Source organism: Mycobacterium sp. 2-64, assembly GCF_035918375.1.
Taxonomy (GTDB): Bacteria; Actinomycetota; Actinomycetes; order Mycobacteriales; family Mycobacteriaceae; genus Mycobacterium; species Mycobacterium intracellulare.
Genome location: NZ_CP142361.1, coordinates 4,772,747 through 4,790,792, shown reverse-complemented (window position 1 = coordinate 4,790,792; position 18,046 = coordinate 4,772,747). Strand labels below are relative to the sequence as shown.

The 18,046-nt window shown below is 67.1% G+C and carries 19 protein-coding genes; 6 read left to right on the top strand and 13 right to left on the bottom strand.

The genetic code is table 11. The features are described from left to right. Positions 1 to 8: 8 nt before the first annotated feature. Both QGN31_RS22315 and QGN31_RS22310 read right to left on the bottom strand, forming a co-directional pair. Complete coding sequence (locus tag QGN31_RS22315; RefSeq protein WP_009951943.1) at positions 9 to 1,619, bottom strand: DHA2 family efflux MFS transporter permease subunit; 1,611 nt, start codon at positions 1,617 to 1,619, stop codon at positions 9 to 11. Between the two features lie 126 nt (positions 1,620 to 1,745). Beyond that, positions 1,746 to 3,383 carry a DHA2 family efflux MFS transporter permease subunit gene (locus QGN31_RS22310; protein ID WP_225330805.1) on the bottom strand — a complete coding sequence of 546 codons (1,638 nt, stop codon included), beginning with the start codon at positions 3,381 to 3,383 and terminating at the stop codon, positions 1,746 to 1,748. 159 nt (positions 3,384 to 3,542) lie between these two features. Here QGN31_RS22310 and QGN31_RS22305 point away from each other — a divergent pair, with 159 nt between their 5' ends. Further along, the gene (locus QGN31_RS22305) at positions 3,543 to 4,247 is read left to right on the top strand and encodes a DUF2334 domain-containing protein (RefSeq protein ID WP_008263856.1); all 705 of its coding nucleotides are present in this window, start codon (positions 3,543 to 3,545) and stop codon (positions 4,245 to 4,247) included. 47 nt (positions 4,248 to 4,294) lie between these two features. Further along, positions 4,295 to 5,962 carry an FAD-binding dehydrogenase gene (locus QGN31_RS22300; RefSeq protein WP_009951940.1) on the top strand — a complete coding sequence of 556 codons (1,668 nt, stop codon included), beginning with the start codon at positions 4,295 to 4,297 and terminating at the stop codon, positions 5,960 to 5,962. A 9-nt stretch (positions 5,963 to 5,971) separates the two neighbouring features. On the opposite strand, the gene QGN31_RS22295 is transcribed toward QGN31_RS22300, so the two are convergent. Continuing rightward, the gene (locus tag QGN31_RS22295) at positions 5,972 to 6,610 is read right to left on the bottom strand and encodes an MBL fold metallo-hydrolase (protein ID WP_009951939.1); all 639 of its coding nucleotides are present in this window, start codon (positions 6,608 to 6,610) and stop codon (positions 5,972 to 5,974) included. On the opposite strand from QGN31_RS22295, the gene QGN31_RS22290 reads away from it, so the two are divergent. The 3 genes from QGN31_RS22290 to purQ all read left to right on the top strand — a co-directional run bounded on the left by QGN31_RS22290 (position 6,587) and on the right by purQ (position 8,293). Further along, the gene (locus tag QGN31_RS22290) at positions 6,587 to 7,321 is read left to right on the top strand and encodes an ATPase (RefSeq protein ID WP_179300126.1); all 735 of its coding nucleotides are present in this window, start codon (positions 6,587 to 6,589) and stop codon (positions 7,319 to 7,321) included. The two genes, QGN31_RS22295 and QGN31_RS22290, sit on opposite strands and share 24 nt — an antisense overlap. A gap of 61 nt (positions 7,322 to 7,382) precedes the next feature. Next, positions 7,383 to 7,622 carry a phosphoribosylformylglycinamidine synthase subunit PurS gene (gene purS / locus QGN31_RS22285; protein ID WP_008263864.1) on the top strand — a complete coding sequence of 80 codons (240 nt, stop codon included), beginning with the start codon at positions 7,383 to 7,385 and terminating at the stop codon, positions 7,620 to 7,622. Continuing rightward, on the top strand, positions 7,619 to 8,293 hold the full coding sequence (purQ, locus tag QGN31_RS22280; protein ID WP_009951937.1) for a phosphoribosylformylglycinamidine synthase subunit PurQ: 675 nt from the start codon (positions 7,619 to 7,621) through the stop codon (positions 8,291 to 8,293). The genes purS and purQ overlap by 4 nt, the downstream gene beginning before the upstream one ends. Here purQ and QGN31_RS22275 read toward each other — a convergent pair. Then, on the bottom strand, positions 8,260 to 9,675 hold the full coding sequence (locus tag QGN31_RS22275; RefSeq protein ID WP_014941251.1) for a wax ester/triacylglycerol synthase family O-acyltransferase: 1,416 nt from the start codon (positions 9,673 to 9,675) through the stop codon (positions 8,260 to 8,262). The two genes, purQ and QGN31_RS22275, sit on opposite strands and share 34 nt — an antisense overlap. Positions 9,676 to 9,756: 81 nt before the next feature. After that, complete coding sequence (locus QGN31_RS22270; RefSeq protein ID WP_009951935.1) at positions 9,757 to 10,572, bottom strand: lysophospholipid acyltransferase family protein; 816 nt, start codon at positions 10,570 to 10,572, stop codon at positions 9,757 to 9,759. Between the two features lie 147 nt (positions 10,573 to 10,719). On the opposite strand from QGN31_RS22270, the gene QGN31_RS22265 reads away from it, so the two are divergent. Beyond that, on the top strand, positions 10,720 to 11,802 hold the full coding sequence (locus QGN31_RS22265) for an NAD-dependent epimerase/dehydratase family protein (protein WP_009951934.1): 1,083 nt from the start codon (positions 10,720 to 10,722) through the stop codon (positions 11,800 to 11,802). A gap of 12 nt (positions 11,803 to 11,814) precedes the next feature. Here the strand turns inward: QGN31_RS22265 and QGN31_RS22260 are convergent, their stop codons facing one another. The 8 genes from QGN31_RS22260 to QGN31_RS22225 form a co-directional block, all read right to left on the bottom strand. Then, on the bottom strand, positions 11,815 to 12,282 hold the full coding sequence (locus QGN31_RS22260) for a YbjN domain-containing protein (RefSeq protein WP_009951933.1): 468 nt from the start codon (positions 12,280 to 12,282) through the stop codon (positions 11,815 to 11,817). A 98-nt stretch (positions 12,283 to 12,380) separates the two neighbouring features. Then, the gene (locus QGN31_RS22255) at positions 12,381 to 12,848 is read right to left on the bottom strand and encodes a cupin domain-containing protein (protein WP_009951932.1); all 468 of its coding nucleotides are present in this window, start codon (positions 12,846 to 12,848) and stop codon (positions 12,381 to 12,383) included. 3 nt (positions 12,849 to 12,851) lie between these two features. Further along, complete coding sequence (locus tag QGN31_RS22250; RefSeq protein WP_014381777.1) at positions 12,852 to 14,306, bottom strand: dihydrolipoyl dehydrogenase family protein; 1,455 nt, start codon at positions 14,304 to 14,306, stop codon at positions 12,852 to 12,854. Continuing rightward, positions 14,293 to 15,000 (bottom strand): haloacid dehalogenase type II, encoded by a 708-nt coding sequence (locus tag QGN31_RS22245; RefSeq protein ID WP_014941252.1) that lies wholly within the window; start codon positions 14,998 to 15,000, stop codon positions 14,293 to 14,295. The genes QGN31_RS22250 and QGN31_RS22245 overlap by 14 nt, the downstream gene beginning before the upstream one ends. 1 nt (position 15,001) lies before the next feature. Next, positions 15,002 to 15,544, bottom strand: coding sequence for a TMEM175 family protein (locus QGN31_RS22240; RefSeq protein ID WP_014941253.1), 543 nt, complete (start codon positions 15,542 to 15,544; stop codon positions 15,002 to 15,004). A gap of 60 nt (positions 15,545 to 15,604) precedes the next feature. After that, on the bottom strand, positions 15,605 to 16,030 hold the full coding sequence (locus QGN31_RS22235; RefSeq protein ID WP_009951927.1) for a VOC family protein: 426 nt from the start codon (positions 16,028 to 16,030) through the stop codon (positions 15,605 to 15,607). A 2-nt stretch (positions 16,031 to 16,032) separates the two neighbouring features. Continuing rightward, positions 16,033 to 16,914, bottom strand: a complete 882-nt coding sequence (locus QGN31_RS22230; protein ID WP_014941254.1) for a DUF427 domain-containing protein — start codon at positions 16,912 to 16,914, stop codon at positions 16,033 to 16,035. Between the two features lie 54 nt (positions 16,915 to 16,968). Then, positions 16,969 to 18,015 carry a zinc-binding dehydrogenase gene (locus QGN31_RS22225; protein ID WP_009951925.1) on the bottom strand — a complete coding sequence of 349 codons (1,047 nt, stop codon included), beginning with the start codon at positions 18,013 to 18,015 and terminating at the stop codon, positions 16,969 to 16,971. Positions 18,016 to 18,046 lie beyond the last annotated feature (31 nt).

Below are 18,046 nucleotides of genomic sequence, written 5' to 3'. Positions count from 1 at the left end.
GCCGGGCGCTAGTCGTCGCCGACGGGCGGGGTCGCCAGCCTCCTGGGCAGGAAGGATGCCGGGACGACGGTGAACGCCACCAGCACGACCGCCAGCACGAACACCGTCGTATAGGCGTGCGCCAGGTGGTGCGACACGTGGCTGGCCAGATCGGGCGTCATCGTCTGCCCGGGAAGGGCCGACGGGTCAATGCTTCGCTTGCCGGCGGGCGGGCGCACCCCGGCCATCTCGTTCGCCGCCATCAGGGCTTCGTTGCGATTGAACTGATTGGTCAGGATCACCGCCATGAGCGCGGCCCCGATCGACCCGCCCACTTGCTGATTCACGCTGATCAACGTCGTCCCGCGGGCCACCTGACGCGGGGTAAGCGCCTGCATGAGCGCCGCGGAAAGCGGCGTGGTGGTCAAGCCGGCACCCAGGCCCATGATCGCGAGCCCGGACACCAAGACCGGCGAGTATTCGGCCTGCGTGGCGACGCCGTAGGTGAACACGCCCAGACCCGCTGCCATCAGGGGCAGGCCGATCAGCACGATGTTGCCGGGACCGTGCTTGTCCATGAAGGCCCCGCCGATCGGCATCGTCAATACGGCCCCGATTCCGATCGGCAGCATGTGCAGCCCGGACTGCATCGGCGTCTCGTGGCTGACGATCTGGAAGTAGCTCGGGATCAGCAGCCCTACGCCGACTGAGGCGGCCCCGAACACCAGCATCGTCACGTTGACCTCCGTGACCACGGGGTTGCGGAACAGCCGCAGGTCGATCAGGGGGTGATCGGTGCGATGCCACGCATGCACGATGAACGCGCCGATCAATGCCAGGCCGAGCAGCGCCGGCCCCAGCACGTAAGGGTCGGTGATCGTGTGCCGACCCGGAATGGAGCACACCCCGCACAGGAAGATCGCCACCCCGGGGGAGAGCAACAGCGCACCGGTGATGTCGAGGGCCTCCGAGGGGGCCGAGCGATCCTTCGCGAACATGATCGCGGCCAGCGCGAACGCGGTCAGCCCGATCGGCAGGTTGATCAGGAAGATCCACTTCCAGCCATACGCACCGATCAGCCAACCCCCCAGGATGGGCCCCCCGATGGGGCCGAGGAGGATCGGGATTCCCCCCACCGCCATGAGGCGGCCGACCCGTTTGGGCCCGGCCTCACGCGTCAAGATGACGAAGCTGAGCGGCAGCAGCATGCCGCCGCCCACCCCTTGCACCACCCGGAACAAAATCAGCAGCAAGATGTTCGGTGCCACCGCGCACAGCAGCGACCCCAGCGTGAAGATCAGGACCGAACCCATGAAAAGTCGCTTGGTGCCGAACCGATCCGCCGCCCATCCGGTGATCGGGATCACGGTCGCAAACGCGAGCATGTAGCCGGCGATGGTCCACGAGACGACCGCCTGAGTGGACCCGAACTGATCGATGAAGGTGCGTTGCGCGACGGCGACGACGGTGCTGTCCAGGACGGCCATGATGCAGGCCAGGCCACAGACTCCGGCGATCCGGAACAGCGCTGCGTCGAGCTTGTCCGGGTACTCGTCTGGGTGCCGCGACGGACCCGGCTCGATGGGCAACGGAACGGTGAAAGATGCGGAACGGGTGTTCTCCATGGCGCCGCTGAGCATATCCACCCGGCTAGCCGTGCTGAGGCGTTTTTACTCGTATTCGCCGCTATTACCACGCGTGTAATTCCTGCCGCGCAGAGGCGGCGCGGACGGCAGTTTAAAGCGAAAAAATCGGCTTTTCGCGGGCTACAGGACGCGAATGCGTTGTTCGCCGGCAGTTTCGCTTGCCGGCTTTTTCGGCAAAAAGGACGCCGGAATGATCGTGCAAACCACCAGCACGACGGCAATCACGAATACCGCGGTATACGCGTGGGAAAGATCATGCACCACATTCCCCCAAAAGCCCGGGACAAGGGCCTGCCGGGGGATTGCGGATTGGTCCACCGGCACCCCGTCGACGGTCGCACGCTGATGCAGGGCAGCAACCTTGTTTGCCGCGACGATATTTTGGCTCCGATTGAACTGATTGGTCAGGATCATCGACATCAGCGCGGTCCCCATCGAGCCGCCCACCTGGTGGTTGACGCTCATCAAGGTGGTTCCCCGGGCGATTTGATGCGGTGCCAGCGCCTGCACGGCCGCGACCGACAACGGCATCATCGTGCAGCCCATGCCCAGGCCCGTGACCGCCAGCGCCACCAGCAGCACAGGTAGATAGTGCGCCTGCTTGGCCACCCCGAACGCGAAGGCCCCCAGCCCGGCCGTGATCAGCACAATCCCGACCAGCACGATTTTGCCCGGCCCTTGCCTGTCCACCAGCGGCCCGGTCAGCCGCATGGTCAGCATGGCGCCGAGCCCCTGCGGGATCAGGTGCACGCCCGCCTGCATCGGCGTTTGGTGCAGCACCTGCTGGAAGTAGCTCGGAAGCAGCAGGCCGGCGCCGAAAAAGGCGGTCGCGAATACCAGCATCGTCACATTGGCGTGGGTCAGCACCGGATTGCGGAAGAGCCGCAGATCGATCAACGGATGATCCGCCCGGTGCCAGGCGTGCGCGACGAACCCCGCGATCAATGCCAGTCCGATCGTCGCCGGGATCACCACATGGCGGTCGGCCACGGTGCCGCGGCCCGGGACGGACGACACCGCGAACAGGAACATGGCCAGGCCGGGGGAGAGCAGCAGCACGCCGACGGCGTCGAACGTTTCCGACCGGACCGGATGGTCGCGGGGGAACACGATCGCCGCGAGAACAATGGTGAGCAGTCCGATCGGCACGTTGATCAGGAAGATCCATCGCCAGCTCGAGGTGTCGATCAGCCAGCCGCCCAGGATCGGGCCGCCGATCGGGGCGAGCAGCATCGGGATGCTCAGGATCGACATCAGGCGCCCGAGCCGGGCGGGGCCGGCCTCACGGGTCAAGATCATGAACCCCAACGGCAGCAGCATGCCGCCGCCGACACCCTGAACCACCCGAAAGATGATGAGCTGCAAGATGTTTGCGGCAATCGCGCACAGCAGTGATCCGAGCATGAATGCCAGCACGGAGCCTATGAACAGCCGCTTGGTGCCGAACCGGTCGGCGGCCCACCCGGTTATCGGGATCACTGTCGCCAGGGCGAGCGTGTAGCCCGTCATCGTCCAGGCCACGACCGCCTGCGAGGACGCGAACTGGTCGATGAAGGTGCGTTGCGCGACGCTGACCACCGTGACATCCAGGATCGCCATGACCGTGGCCAAGATGCACACGCCGGAGATCCGCAACAGCTCGGCGTCCAACTTGTCGGGATACTCCCGTGTGTCGGCGCCCGGCTGCCCCGCGGGGGCATGGGGCAGCGGCGCTCCGGCCGCTGCGTAGGAGGCCTCGTCCATGGCGTTGCTTAGCATATCGAACAGATCGTGTCCGCCGGCGCCGGTGGCCGTTTGCTGGACCGCCCCTGAAATTCCGGTCGCCGAACCCAGTTATCGCTTTTGGGTGAGCGCATATACGCCTGCTGTCTGCGTGTCCTTCACCGTTCCGACACTTGCGGTCGGCAAACTGCTGGTGTGTCTGGAAAATTGATCGTTTCGGTCTCGGGGATCGGGGAACGCACCCTGCCCGACGTCGAGGCGTTCTGCGCGCAAATGGATGCCCGTGAGGTACCGGTTTCGCTGCTGGTGGCTCCCCGCCTGTCCGGCGGCTACCGACTCGACAGCGACCCGAAAACCGTTGACTGGCTGACCGCCCGCCGCGCCGGTGGCGACGCGATCGTGTTGCACGGCTACGACGATGCCCTCACCAGGAAGCGCCGCGGTGAGTTCGCGATTTTGCGGGCGCATGAGGCCAATCTGCGCTTGATGGCCGCCGACCGGGTCCTCGAGCACCTCGGTTTACGCACGCGGCTGTTCGCGGCTCCCGGCTGCGTGGTTTCGCCCGGTGTCGTCAAAGCATTGCCGGGCAACGGTTTTCGGATGCTGGCCGATTTGCATGGGATCACCGACCTGGTGCGGCACACCACCGTGCGGGCGCGGGTTCTCGGCATCGGCGAGGGTGTTCTCGCCGAGCCGTGGTGGTGTCGCACGGTCGTGCTGTCCGCCGAGCGGATCGCCCGGCGCGGCGGCATCGTGCGGGTGGCGGTCGCCGCGCGGCATCTCCGCAAACCCGGACCGCTGCAGGCGATGCTGGACGCGGTCGACCTGGCGTTGATGCACGACTGCACACCGACGGTGTATCGCTGGCGTCGTGACAAGGCCTTGCTCGACGCCGCCTGACGAATCGACTGCCTGACCTGCTGTCCGGGGCACTACCCTGGACCGACATGAGCGTTTCTTCGGTTGCCGGGTTCGGCGCTGATGCCATCGTCGTCGGGGCGGGGCTGTCCGGCCTGGTCGCCGCCTGCGAACTGGTGGATCGCGGCCTGCGGGTGCTGATCCTCGACCAGGAGAACAGCGCCAACCTGGGCGGGCAGGCGTTCTGGTCCTTCGGCGGTCTGTTCTTCGTCGACAGCCCCGAGCAGCGCCGGTTGGGCATCCGCGACAGCCACGAGCTCGCGCTGCAGGACTGGCTGGGTACGGCGGCGTTCGACCGGCCCGAGGACTACTGGCCGCGCCAATGGGCCCATGCCTACGTCGATTTCGCCGCGGGGGAGAAGCGCAGCTGGCTGCGCGCCCGCGGGCTCAAGCTTTTCCCTTTGGTGGGGTGGGCCGAGCGCGGCGGGTATGACGCGCAGGGGCACGGCAATTCGGTTCCGCGCTTCCACATCACCTGGGGCACCGGGCCCGCGCTGGTCGAGATCTTCGCCCGTCAACTGCGCGACCGCTCCACGGTGCGCTTCGCGCACCGCCATCAGGTCGACGAGTTGATCGTCGAGAATGACGCGGTGACGGGCGTCCGGGGGACGGTGCTGGAGTCCTCAACCGCGCCGCGCGGCGTCGCCTCGTCACGAAAGGCCGTCGGGGAGTTCGAGTTCCGAGCCGCTGCGGTGATCGTGACGAGTGGTGGCATCGGGGGGAACCACGAGCTGGTGCGCAAGAATTGGCCGAAGCGGATGGGCCGCGTGCCCGAGCAATTGCTCAGCGGCGTGCCGGCACACGTCGACGGCCGGATGATCGGCATCACGCAGAAGGCCGGCGCGCGGGTGATCAACCCGGACCGGATGTGGCACTACACCGAGGGCATCACCAACTACGACCCGATCTGGCCGCTGCACGGAATTCGCATCATCCCGGGCCCGTCGTCGCTGTGGCTGGATGCGAACGGCAAGCGGTTGCCGGTTCCCCTGTATCCCGGTTTCGACACACTTGGCACGCTCGAGTACATCACCCGATCCGGGTTCGACTACACGTGGTTTGTGTTGAACGCCAAGATCATTGAGAAGGAATTCGCGCTTTCCGGGCAGGAACAGAATCCCGATCTGACCGGGCAGAGCGTGCGCGAGCTGCTGCGGAACCGGGCACGCTCCGGACCGCCGGGGCCCGTGCAGGCGTTCGTCGATCGTGGCGTGGACTTCGTCAGCGCGGATTCGTTGCGGGACCTGGTGTCCGCGATGAACAAGCTGCCCGACGTGCAACCGCTGGACTACGCCACGGTGGAGGCCGAGGTCACCGCGCGGGACCGGGAGGTCGCCAACAGGTTCAGCAAGGACGGCCAGATCACCGCGATCCGTGCGGCCCGCGGCTATCTGGGCGACCGGCTGGGCCGGGTCGTGGCGCCGCACCGGTTGACCGATCCGAAGGCCGGGCCGATGATCGCGGTCAAGCTGCACATCTTGACGCGAAAGACGCTGGGCGGCATCGAAACCGATCTTGCCGCACGGGTGTTGACCTCCGACGGCACTCCGCTGAGCGGGCTGTACGCCGCCGGCGAGGCGGCGGGCTTCGGCGGCGGGGGCGTGCACGGCTACCGCGCGCTGGAGGGCACATTCCTGGGTGGGTGCATCTTCTCGGGCCGCGCCGCCGGCCGCGGCGCCGCCGACGACATCACCTAGCTGCTCGCGCTAGAAGGTGACGGCGTCCTCTTCGGGCAGCACCTGGAAGTCGGTGCTGGTCATCTCGGTGAGCCGGCCGTAGTAGATGCCACGCGCATCGGGGGCGATGATCCCCTGGTGGATGGGGACGGCGCGCGCTGGTGCCACCGCGCGAAGGTAATCGACCGCTTCCGAAACCTTCATCCACGGGGCCGCCGCCGGGGTGGCCAAAACGTCCACCGGCTCGTCGGGCACGAACAGAGCGTCGCCGGGATGCATCAACCGGGCGGGATGCTCGCCGTCGCCGATGAGAAACGAAATGTTCTCGATCACAGGGATTTCCGGGTGGATGACGGCGTGCTTTCCCCCCAAGGCCCGCACGGTCAGCTCACCGATCTGCAGTTCGTCGCCGACGTGTACCTCGCGGCAGGGCGCGCCGAGTTGCGCGGCGGTCTGTGGGTCGGCATACAGCGCGACATCCGGGTTACCCTCGAGCAGTGCCGGCAACCGTTTCCCGTCGACGTGGTCGGGGTGCTGATGAGTGATCAAGATGGCGGTTAAGCCGGTGATTCCCTCGAAACCGTGGGCGAAGGTACCGGGATCAAACAGCACGCGTGTCTGGTCGAACTCGGCGAGTAGGCACGAATGACCGAAATGCGTCAGTTGCATATCTACGATTGTGCCTTGATGGACAAGCTGCCGCTGCGCGTGATCCTGGCCACGATGCTGGTCGCCGGCGCCCTCGCGGTCGCGCTGGTCGTCGTCATCCCTGCGCACGGTGAGCCCGAGACCTGCCCCGCCATGTGCGACCGGATCCCCAACACCGCGTGGATCGATCAGCGTGCCGTGCCGCTGGACGCGGTGTACCACTGGCCCGCGCTCGCCGGTCAGGCGGTCCAGACGACGGGCTCGGCGCCCGGCCCCCGGTTTCGGTTCGAGGAGCTGTGCGCCACGCCGGCCACCGCTCGGGACCCCCGCGACTCGGCGGTCTCCGCCCGTTCGACGGTGCAGCATCCGGACGGTCAGTGGCAGTTGCAGGCCCAAATCCTGCATTGGCGCGGTGATACGGCCCGCGGTGGCGAGATCGCGGCCGAGGCGTTCCGTAGCGCCGTCGCCGCGTTGCGGAGTTGCCAGCAGCGTGCGCCGCAGCAATCGCCGTCGTTGACCAGCGACGACACCAACCGCATGGCCGCCGTGATCAGCGGCCCGGTGGTGATGCACACCTACCTTTTCGCCCACCCGGCCAGCAGCACGGTCAGCGAGGTCACGCTCTGGTCGACGTCCCCGCCGCAGGCGCCCTGGCCGGCGATGGCCGACGACCCGGTGCTGGGCGCCATGGGCGCGCCGCTGTGTGAGGCCTACATTGCCTCGTGCCCGTGAGGGCGAGCTGCGGTTTCGCCGGTAGAGTTGGCGGCGAAACGCCAACTGAGGAGGAGCGCCGGTGGCCCGGGTGATCGTGAGCGTGATGCCCAAAGCGGAGATTCTGGACCCGCAGGGTCAGGCGATCGTCGGCGCGCTGGGCCGCCTCGGTCACCCGGGGATATCAGATGTCCGGCAGGGCAAGAGGTTTGAGCTCGAAGTGGACGACAGCGTGGACGACTCGGCGCTCGCCGAGATCGCCGAATCGCTGTTGGCGAACACCGTGATCGAGGACTGGACGATCAGCCGGGAGACGACGTGACCGCACGCATCGGGATCATCACGTTTCCCGGCACGCTCGACGACGTGGACGCCGCCCGGGCGGCCCGCCGCGTCGGCGCGGAGCCGGTCAACCTGTGGCACGCCGACGCCGATTTGAAAAGCGTCGACGCCGTGGTGGTTCCGGGCGGCTTCTCCTACGGTGACTACCTGCGGGCGGGGGCGATCGCCAGGTTTGCCCCGGTTATGACCGAAGTGGTGGACGCCGCGCGGCGCGGGATGCCGGTCTTGGGTATCTGCAACGGTTTTCAAGTGCTCTGCGAGGCCGGCCTGCTGCCCGGTGCCCTGACCCGCAACGTGGGTTTGCATTTCATCTGCCGTGACGTGTGGCTGCGGGTGGCGTCGACGTCGACGGCGTGGACGTCGCGTTTCGAACCGGACGCCGATCTGCTGGTGCCGCTGAAGTCCGGCGAGGGCCGCTACGTGGCGCCCGCCGAGGTGCTCGAGGAGCTCGAGGGCGACGGGCGGGTGGTGTTCCGGTACCACGAGAACGCCAACGGTTCGCAACATGACATCGCCGGCGTCAGCTCCGCCGACGGCCGCGTGGTGGGCCTGATGCCGCATCCCGAGCATGCCATCGAGGCGCTGACCGGGCCCTCCGACGACGGCTTGGGCCTGTTCTACTCGGTGCTGGACGGGGTCCTCGCCGGCTGATCGGAAATGCCTGCGGCACAGCATAATTCGTCGAAGGCCGCGCTGATGGCGTCCGTCGCCTCATGCGCGTCGTCGAACGTCTGATCGTCGGTCAGCACCGCGACGCCGAGCCGGTCGACGTAGCTCCACACGGTGATGTTGACCGGGGCGCCGGGCGAGAGCACACCCGTGGAATAGATCTCGCTGACGGCCGCGCCGCCGAAGTGGCCGCGTTCGCGCGGTCCGACCACGCTGGATACGGCGACGTTCATCAGCTTGTTGGGCATGTCGCGCAGACCCAGCCAGCGAAATGCCGCCGGGGCGAAGGCGGTCGGCAGGTAGGCCATCATCTTCCCGTACAGCTGCGGGCCGAGGATCTCGTGGTCTTCCTTGGCGATCCGGGTGGCCACCGAGATCAGCCGGGCCCGTTCGATCGGGTCGTCGACATGCACCGGCAGCGAAATCATCAGCCCGCTGATCTCGTTGCCGGTGATCCGGTCCGACTTGTCGGTGGCGGTCGGCACCGACGCGATGATCGGGCGGTCGGCCGCGCCGTCGTAGGCCAGCAAGAGCGTTCGCAACCCGCCGGCCGCCGTCGCCAGCACCAGATCGGTCATGGTGATGCCCAACGCTTTTGCCGTCGCCTTGGCCTGCGGCAGCGGTAACGACGTGCTGGCGAACCAGCGCCGGGGTGAGACCACATGGTTGAGAAACGTCGGGGGCGCGTCAAAAGCATCGGCGAGATCGGGGTGGTCTCCGCGCTCGCGGGAGCGACGCTGCACCCGCATCAGCCCCACGGCCGCGTCTTTGAGCAGCCGTGGCAGTTGCGCGAGTTGCCGGACGTGGTCGCGCGCGGCGGCGCGCAGCAGGTCGGCATCGGAAACCGTGACACCGGCTTCGTCGTTGTCGCGCTCGTCGGTGAGCCCGTCCCGCAGATCCATCGCGCGCGCCAGGAGGTTGACCGACGCGACACCGTCGGCCAACGCGTGGTGCACCTTGCCGATCAAGGCGAACCGGCCGTCGGCCAGTCCCTCGGCGAAGTGAAATTCCCACAGCGGCCGGGTGCGGTCCAACGGGGTCGACGCCACCTCGCCGATGACCCGATCGAGCTCTCGCCGCCCGCCCGGCGCGGGCACCCGGACGCGACGGAGGTGATAGTCCAGGTCGACCTCACAGTTTTCCTGCCACATCGGGTGATGCAGGTGCCACGGGATGTCAACGAGCTTGTAGCGCAACGGTTCCAGCAGGTGAAGCCGCCGGCGCACGTGGCGGCGGAACGCGTCGAACCCGAACTCGCCGTCGCAGTCGGCCGGGTCGATGATCGCCACCTTCAGCGTGTGCGTGTGCAGGTTGGGCGTCTCGCTGTAGAGCAGCATGGCGTCCATGCCGTTGAGTCTTTTCACACGTCACCTCGCCCTGCCGACGCGACCAGGCCAACAACTATGCCGCAGGGCGCCGGCCGCCGGCGCGGATTGGCGGCATCCTCAGCCGAGGATCGGAAACCGGCGCTGCTCGGCCAACCGCTTCAGCGCGTCCTCCATGACGGCGCGGACATGGGCGTCGACCTCGTCGATGTCGGGGTCCTCACCGAAGCGCGCGGTGACGTCGATCGGCTCGAGCACCTCGGTGACGACCTTTGCCGGCAGCGGCAGGTTGGGCGGGAAGATCACGCTGAGCCCGAACGGGAACCCGACGCTGACCGGCAGGATGTCCATGCGGGCCTTCGTTAGCCCCAGCTTGCGGGCCAGCCAGTTGCCCCGGGTCAAAAACAGCTGGGTCTCCTGGGCGCCGATCGACACTGTCGGCACGATCGGCACGCCGGCTTCGATCGCCGTTCGCACGTAGCCGGTGCGCCCGTTGAAGTCGATGGTGTTGGCGCTGAACGTCGGGCGGTACGAGTCGTAGTCGCCGCCGGGAAACACCAGCACCACCGCGCCCGAATGCAGGGCGGCGGCGGCGTTTTCGCGGCTGGCCTCGATCACCCCGAGGCGGCGCAGCCAGCCGTCCAAGGGCCCCATGAAGATCCCGTAATGGCCGAGCGTGTAGACGGGGCGGTCGTAGCCGAACCTTTCGTAGAAGGCCGGGGAAAAGATCAACACGTCCGGTGTCAGCATGCCGCCGGAGTGGTTGGAGACCACCAGCGCCCCACCGGACGGCGGGACGTTGTCGATGTTTCGCACCTCGGCCCGGTAATACCGTTTGATGGCCGGCCCGAGCGCGTTGGCGACCCGTTCGGTGAAGGCCGGATCCCATTTGGCGGTCTCGTGATTGTCCGCCGCGCCCGCACCGCTGCCCTTCATGGCTCCCCGCTGTCGTGATCGTGCCATTTGCTATTGGTTGCCGGTGTGACGCCGGTCTCAAACCTCAGGCCATGGATGACATATGATACTTTCGAATTTGGAGAATGTCATATTCGTTTGCTGGGGGCGACCCGGCGCTGGGGGATCATGTCCGAGAAGGTTCTTGTCACCGGGGGTTTCGGGCTCGTCGGCTCACAAACGGTGCGTCGGCTGGTCGCCGACGGCCACCGCGTGGTCGCGACGGATCTGGGCACCCCCACCCAGCGCAAGGCGGCGAGGACGCTGCCCGACGGCGTCGAGGCGCACTGGGCCGATCTGACCGACCCGGGCCATGTCGACCGCCTGCTCGCCGCGACCTCACCCACCGCCATCGTCCACCTGGCCGCGGTGATCCCGCCCGGGATCTACCGCAGTCCCGCCCTCGGGCGCCGCGTCAACGTCGACGCGACCCTCACGCTGCTGCGCGCCGCGCAGGCCCGGCCGCACCCGGTGCGGTTCATCCAGGCGTCGAGCAACGCCGTGTACGGGGCGCGTAACCCGCACCGCAACGCCGAGCTGTTGCGCGCCGATTCCCCGATGAACCCGGCTGATCTCTACGGCGCGCACAAAGCCGAAGCGGAACAGCACATCCGGTCCTCGAACCTCGAATGGGTGATCTTGCGCCTGGGCGGGGTGATAAGCGTCGACCCGGAGGCCATGCCGTTCAGCGTTGACGCACTGTTCTTCGAAAGCGCCCTGCCGACGGACGGGCGCATCCACACCGTCGATGTGCGCGACGTCGCCCGTGCGTTCGCCGCGGCGACCACGGCCGACGTCGTCGGTGAGACCCTGCTGATCGCAGGCGACGAGTCGCACCGGATTCGGCAGGGCGAGGTCGGCAAGGCGCTGGCCGCCGCCCGGGGTCTCGTCGACGTCCTGCCCGGGGGACGTCCGGGTGATCCCGACAGCGACGACGACTGGTTCGTCACCGACTGGATGGATACCGCTCGCTCCCAACAAGTCCTGCGATTCCAGCACCACTCGTGGCCGGACATGCTCGACGAGATGCGCGCGACGGCGGGGTGGCGGCGCTACCCGATGCGGTTGATCTCGCCGCTGGCGCGGCGGTTTCTCAAAAGCCGTGCGGCCTACCGGGATACGCCCGGGCGCTACGCCGATCCGTGGGGCGCCATCCGGGCGAAGCTGGGTGAGCCGCGCCCCGATGCCCCGGGTGCCGCGAGCGGCGCCTAGACCGGGCGGGCGTCAGCCGGCGTGACGCAGCAAGGACCGCTCGGCGGGCGGCAGGCCGGCGGCGGGGTCCAGCTCCTCGAAGAGCTCGGTGGCGTCCGCGATCGTCAGGTCGACGAGGGACGCGAATTCGGCGAAGGAGACTTTGCTTCGGATCCATTGCGACTTGCGGGCCACCACGCCGATGCGCTGCGGATCGCACGAGCCGTGCACGATCGCGGTGACGTGGCGGTCCTGGCGGTTCCACGTGTCGGCGAAGTGCGTCAGCCAGGGGCGGTCGGCGGCCGGAAAGTAGCACCCCGGAGTGACCCGGATGATCAACACGTCGTCGTGCGCGGGCGAGATCTCGAAATGAACGTGCAGCCGTCGCGGAGCGCCGGTGACGAAGAAGTGTTCGCCGTCGCGGTGCCCGCGAAAGTATTGCCGTCCGCGGGTGCGCAAATAGCGTTCGACAAGGTTCGCGCACATCTGCTCGTTCGTCATAGACGTATGGTGTCGCCGGCGACTTTGCGGACGCTGGGAGCCAAGCGATGTGGCGCCGAAGAATCTGTTGAGAATTCGCTGAGTGGCCCGCTGCCCGTTTATCGAGGCCCGTCGAGCGGATACAGGGCGGGAAGATTGATCACGATCGCTTCCTGGGTGCTGCGGGCGATCACGACCTCGGCCGCGGTGTCGGGATCGGGGTTTTCTTCCCGGTGCGGAAGATACGGCGGAATGAAGACGTAGTCACCGGGTTCGGTGGCAATACGTACCTCTTGGGTGCCGTCGTGAAACACGAACTCCGGGTGGCCGCTTCGCACATAGATCGCGGTCTCCGAGTCACCGTGGTGATGGTTGTCCGAGGCGGATTTCGGCGACGCGTGCGTCTCACCCATCCAGAGCTTTTCCGCTCCGACCGACGCGCCCGATAGGGCGGCGAAGCGCCGCAGCCCCTCCGACTGTGCCGTGTCCGAGCTGATCTCGGACGCCTTGATGTGGCGCACTCGGTTGCGGGCGACCGGTGCGGCCGTGTCGTCGAAGTCGGGATGGAATCCGTCGGAGGTGGCCATGGGTCAATTATCGTCCCGGCCATCCCGATACGCTTCGAGCAATCTCAGCCACAGCTCGCTGATCGTCGGGAAGCACGGCACGGCGTGCCACAAGCGGTCGACGGTCACGTGGCCGGCGACGGCGATGGTCGCCGAGTGCAACAGCTCGGTCACGCCGGGGCCGACCATGGTGACGCCCAGCAGCCGCCCGCTCTCCTGGTCGACCACCATTCGTGCGCGGCCGGTATAACCGTCGGCGTAGAGTTTCGCCCCCATCACCACGTCCCCGATCTCGATATCGACGGCTCGGACCCGGTAGCCGGCGTCCCGGGCTTGTTGGCTTGTCAGTCCGACCGCGGCCGATTCGGGATCGGTGAAGAAGGCTTGTGGCACCGCGTAGTGGTCGGCGGTGGTCGCGTGTGCACCCCACGGGCTGGTGTCCAACGGTCTTCCGGTTGCGCGTGCTCCGATGGCCGCGCCGGCGATGCGGCCCTGATACTTGCCTTGATGCGTGAGCAGGGCGCGGTGGTTGACGTCGCCGGCGGCGTAGAGCCAGCCGTCCTCGACCGCGCCGCGCACGAGGCAGGTGTCGTCCACCTCGAGCCAGCTGCCCGGCTCCAATCCCACTGTCTCCAAGCCGATATCGTCGGTCAGCGGTGCCCGACCGGTGGCGAACAGCACCTCAGTCACGGTCAGCTCGCTGCCATCGTCCAATTCGAGGACAACGCTCGTGTCGTCCTGGCGCCGCAGCGCGCGCACCGTGACACCTACCCGCACATCGACGCCGGCGTCGCTGAGCCCGCGGGCGATCAGCTCGCCCACGAACGGTTCCATGCGGGGTAACAACCTCGACCCCCGCGACAGGAGCGTCACTTGGGAGCCCAATCCCTGCCAGGCCGTAGCCATTTCGACACCCACGCCGCCGGCGCCCACGACGGCCAGCCGCTCCGGGACCGCGCTGCTGTCGGTGGCGCGCCGGTTGGTCCACGGCTTGGCCTCTGCCATTCCGGGCAAATCGGGCAGGGCGGGACGGCTTCCGGTGCACACGACCACCGCATGCCGCGCGGTGAGCCCGACACGCTCGTCGCCGGTGGTGACGACGACTCGCCGGGGGCCGTCCAACCTTCCATGACCGCGTACCAACGTCGCGCCGATTCCGCTCACCCAATCGGCCTGGCCGCTGTCATCCCAGTCGGTCACATACCGGTTGCGGCGGCCGAAGACACCGTCGGCGCTGATGGATCCGGTGATCGCTTCCCGAGCACCGTCGACGCGTCGCGCGTCGGCGAGGGCAATGACGGGACGCAGCAACGCTTTACTGGGCACGCACGCCCAGTAGGAGCACTCGCCCCCGACGAGTTCGCGTTCGATAATGGCGACGCGCAGGCCCGCGGCGCGGGCGCGTTCGGCGGCGTTCTGCCCGATCGGTCCGGCGCCGAGCACGATGACGTCGAAGTCTCGTTCGCTAGCTATTGCCACTCTTGGCGATCCCTTCGGTTTGGGTTAGGCGCTCGGCCAGCTCGCGAAGGTTGCCGGCGACGATGTTCGGCTGCGGCAGGCTGCGGACCGGTAACGGCGCGTTGCCGCGCCGGGTGATCAGAGCCCCACTGAACCCGACGCTCTGCGCGCCGAGGGTGTCCCACACGTGTGCGGCCACCATCATGCAATCACCGGGTGTCACACGGAGCTCGTCGCACACGTACCGATAGACGGCGGGCGACGGTTTGAAGGCGCGGCGGGCATCGACGCTCAGTTGGCGCTCGAAAAAGCCGGCCAGCCCCGAATTCTGTAGCGCCGTCGGGCCGTCCGGGTTGGGTGGGGAGTTCGTCAGGGTTACCAACCGAAAACCGTTGTCGCGCAATGTGGCGAGGCCCTCGGCGGCATCGGGGTGTGCCGGCATGGTGAGCAACCCGGTCGTCAGGCGATCGAGGTGGTCATCGGTGACGTCCACCCGGTGGACGTCACCCAGCATGCGCAGCACCGCCTGAGCGAGAACGGGGAACGGCACGTACTTGCCGGCCAGTGTGATGGTCATCGAGTACTGAATGAGCTGACCGAACCACTCGCGCAGCACGCGTTCGTCGCCGAACAAGTCCGCGAAAAGCGGTGCGAGGGACTCGATGTCGATCAGCGTCTCGTTGACATCGAAAACGAGGACGGAGGGTGTCATCATGCTAGGGCTCGACCTTTTTAACGTTGGGCACATCCGGCCGCAGATACCCCGCCAGACACACGCAAATCAATACCATTCCGACGGCCGGCCACCACAATGCGACGACTGCCGCCGCCGCGAAGACGCCGATCGTGATGAACGACCGCATGCGTAGCAGTCGGCGCACTCGCTGGGTGAGGTCCTCGTGGGCGGGCCGATCGACCACTTCCTGGCACAGCGCCAAGTAGGTGATGTTGACGAGCACGAACACCGAGGCATACAGAACCACCGGTGCGGCGGCCAGCCTGCTGTCGGCGATCCACTCGGTGGTGATCGGAATCAGCGACACCGAGAACAAGTGCGCAAAGTTCGACCACACCAATCGTGGCGTCGCCACTTGCGCGTAGCCGAACAGGTGGTGGTGGTTCACCCAGACGATGGCGATGAACACGTAGCTGACCACATAGCTCAGTCCGGTGGGCCATTCCGGTAATAACGCGTTGAAGGTGTAGGACTTCGGCGGCTTGAGCTCGAGGACGAGGATCGTGATGAGGACCGCAAACACTCCGTCTGAGAATGCGCCCACCCGGTCTGGACTCGTTTTCCGCGCGGCCACGACGCCTCCTCAACCCCGCTGGTGGTTTCGTTCCTGCAAGACCCAGGCGTTCCCGTCGGGATCGCGAAAGTCGGCGAAGCTCGCGTAGTCACCGCGATCGGGGTCGGTACCCGGGAGGAACCCGCCTCTCCAGCCGCCGTCGGTGTCCTTGTGGCGGATCTCGCCGACGGTTACGCCGCGACCGATCAACTCGGCGCGGCAGGCTTCGATGTCCGGGACCACGAGGTATAGGCCCCGCACCGAGCCGGCCGGCGCGTCGGTCAATCCCACGCCGAATTGGATTGAGGCGTGCGATCCCTCGGGCGTCAATTGGATGACCCGGAACCCGGGCGCGGGCGCGTAATCGACATCGAGGGCGAAGCCGACCTGGTCGCGGTAAAACCGTAGTGACCGGTCGGGATCGGCGACGGGCAGGATGACGACTTCGATGGACATCCTCATGACGTGCCCCTTACCGGATTCTTTCCTAAGACCTCGTCGGTGTCCAACCCGCGGTCGACACCGTGCGGGATGACGGTTTGGCCTGGTTCCAGCCGAAGTTGCTTGCCGTCGAGGTACACATCGATTTTGTCCGGTTCGAAGGACACCAGGTTGCGGACGCGCGACACTTCGGTCCACGCATCGACGTAAGACCACGCTGCGTGCTGGTGGCCGCCGATGTCATAGTACGAGCAGATTCCTTTGTATGGGCAAAAGGTCTGGATAGCAACGGGTTTGAGGGCGGACGCGTCGATATCGTCGCGCTCGACGTACCATCTGGGCGCGAAGCCGGATTCATACAGGGCCACGGGTCGGTGAGTCTCGGCGATCACGCGTTCTCCATCGCGGACGACGAGATGCCGTGCCGTGGAACGGATGTCGATGCGGTGGTAAGCGTCCGCGGCGTGCCCGACGATCCGTTCCTCTTCTTCATAGAAGGCATCCATGGCGCGCCAGGCAAAAGCCACCCGGCCCTGCAGGACCGTCGCATGCGCGGGCAGACCGGTATGTTCCCAGGCGCTGTGGGCGGCCTCCCGCCCCGGTGCCTTGACGGTGAACCACTGCGTGTCGCCGAGGTCGCGGTGCTGCGTCACCCGATCCTCGGCGGTCAACGTCCCCACTTCGATATCCCCTGACGGAAAGTAGGCCACCGGGTAACGGCCGGGCTCGTGTAACAGGAGCACGTCCTCGCTGTCGGCGATCCACCGTTCCGCGAAGCGCACCCGCATCCGACGGCGCAACGGCTCGGCAAAGAGCAGCCGCGACGGCATCGGCTGCTCGGTGAGGAAGTGCCCGATCGACCCGGTTGCCAGCGGGCCCTGCTGCCATGCCAGTCCCATGTGGACACCTACCTTTCCTGAATCCCCCGCGTGCCACGGTGTTTCGACAACACGTCACTCCAGCACGACGACCATCTTGCCGCCGGCCTCTCCGGCCTCCATCAGCCGGTGCGCCTCATGAATCTGGTCGAAGGAGAAGACCCGAGACGGTTTCGCCTCCAGCGTGCCGTCGGCGACCTGTCCGGCGATGTCCCCCAGCGGGACGTCGGACAGCGGGAAGCCAGGCGTGCCAAAGACGAAGCTGCCGAAGAAGTTCCAGTTCACACCGGATGCCATGCGCAACAGCGGGTTGAAATCCCCGATGGGCTCCAGCCCGCCCAGCCAACCGGCCAGGCAGGCCGTGCCGCCGCGGCGCAGCATGTCCAGGGAGTCGAGGATGGTGCTGTTGCCGACGAGATCGAGGACGGCGTCGATCCGGCCGCTCTCGGGAAGGTGGCCTGCCAGGTCGCGCCGCTCCAGCTCGATTCGCGACGCGCCCAATTGCTCGAGCATCGCGAAGCGTCCCCTGCTGCGCGCGGTCGCGATGACTCGTGCGCCGGCGGCCACCGCCATCTTGAGTGCGGCCTGCCCCAGGGACGACGTGGCCCCGCGTAATACCAGTGTCTGCCCGGCCTTCAGATCCAGATTGCGGAAGAGGCATGTCCAGGCCACCGCGAACGTTTCGGGCAATGCCGCCAACGCCGCCCACGACAGCTCGGAGTCGATGAGGGCGACGTTGGCCGCGCGCACGCGCGTGTATTGCGCATAGCTGCCGTTGATGGTTCGGCCGAGGCCACCCATCAGCGCGGCCACCTTGGCGCCGACCGGGAACTCACCGCCCGGGCACGAGTCCACGATGCCGACGCATTCGATGCCGCTCACCTCCGCGGCCTCGGCCCACTCGCCCCGACGCATGTGCATCTCGGCGTGGTTGATCCCGAAGCCCTTCACCGCGATGACGACTTCGCCGTCTTTCGGCAGCGGCTTGGGGAGGTCGTCGTAAACCAGGTTGTCCAGCCCGCCGAATCCCTTCAGGATGATCGCCCGCATGGTTTCCCCGCCGGGGCGCTCGCGCACGACGGCCGGTGCGGTGGGCAGCTCTGGTGAATCCGTGACGGACATGGACTGCCTCTTTCGACATCGTTGGCAGCGC

What these genes read in the sequence shown, in the direction of transcription:
- QGN31_RS22315 (WP_009951943.1), bottom strand. Translation starts at nt 1,619, where the DNA reads ATGCTCAGCGGCGCCATGGAGAACACCCGTTCCGCATCTTTCACCGTT.
- QGN31_RS22310 (WP_225330805.1), bottom strand. Translation starts at nt 3,383, where the DNA reads ATGCTAAGCAACGCCATGGACGAGGCCTCCTACGCAGCGGCCGGAGCG.
- QGN31_RS22300 (WP_009951940.1), top strand. Translation starts at nt 4,295, where the DNA reads ATGAGCGTTTCTTCGGTTGCCGGGTTCGGCGCTGATGCCATCGTCGTC.
- QGN31_RS22290 (WP_179300126.1), top strand. Translation starts at nt 6,587, where the DNA reads ATGACCGAAATGCGTCAGTTGCATATCTACGATTGTGCCTTGATGGAC.
- QGN31_RS22295 (WP_009951939.1), bottom strand. Translation starts at nt 6,610, where the DNA reads ATGCAACTGACGCATTTCGGTCATTCGTGCCTACTCGCCGAGTTCGAC.
- QGN31_RS22270 (WP_009951935.1), bottom strand. Translation starts at nt 10,572, where the DNA reads ATGAAGGGCAGCGGTGCGGGCGCGGCGGACAATCACGAGACCGCCAAA.
- QGN31_RS22265 (WP_009951934.1), top strand. Translation starts at nt 10,720, where the DNA reads ATGTCCGAGAAGGTTCTTGTCACCGGGGGTTTCGGGCTCGTCGGCTCA.
- QGN31_RS22260 (WP_009951933.1), bottom strand. Translation starts at nt 12,282, where the DNA reads ATGACGAACGAGCAGATGTGCGCGAACCTTGTCGAACGCTATTTGCGC.
- QGN31_RS22255 (WP_009951932.1), bottom strand. Translation starts at nt 12,848, where the DNA reads ATGGCCACCTCCGACGGATTCCATCCCGACTTCGACGACACGGCCGCA.
- QGN31_RS22245 (WP_014941252.1), bottom strand. Translation starts at nt 15,000, where the DNA reads ATGATGACACCCTCCGTCCTCGTTTTCGATGTCAACGAGACGCTGATC.
- QGN31_RS22235 (WP_009951927.1), bottom strand. Translation starts at nt 16,030, where the DNA reads ATGTCCATCGAAGTCGTCATCCTGCCCGTCGCCGATCCCGACCGGTCA.
- QGN31_RS22230 (WP_014941254.1), bottom strand. Translation starts at nt 16,914, where the DNA reads ATGGGACTGGCATGGCAGCAGGGCCCGCTGGCAACCGGGTCGATCGGG.
- QGN31_RS22225 (WP_009951925.1), bottom strand. Translation starts at nt 18,015, where the DNA reads ATGTCCGTCACGGATTCACCAGAGCTGCCCACCGCACCGGCCGTCGTG.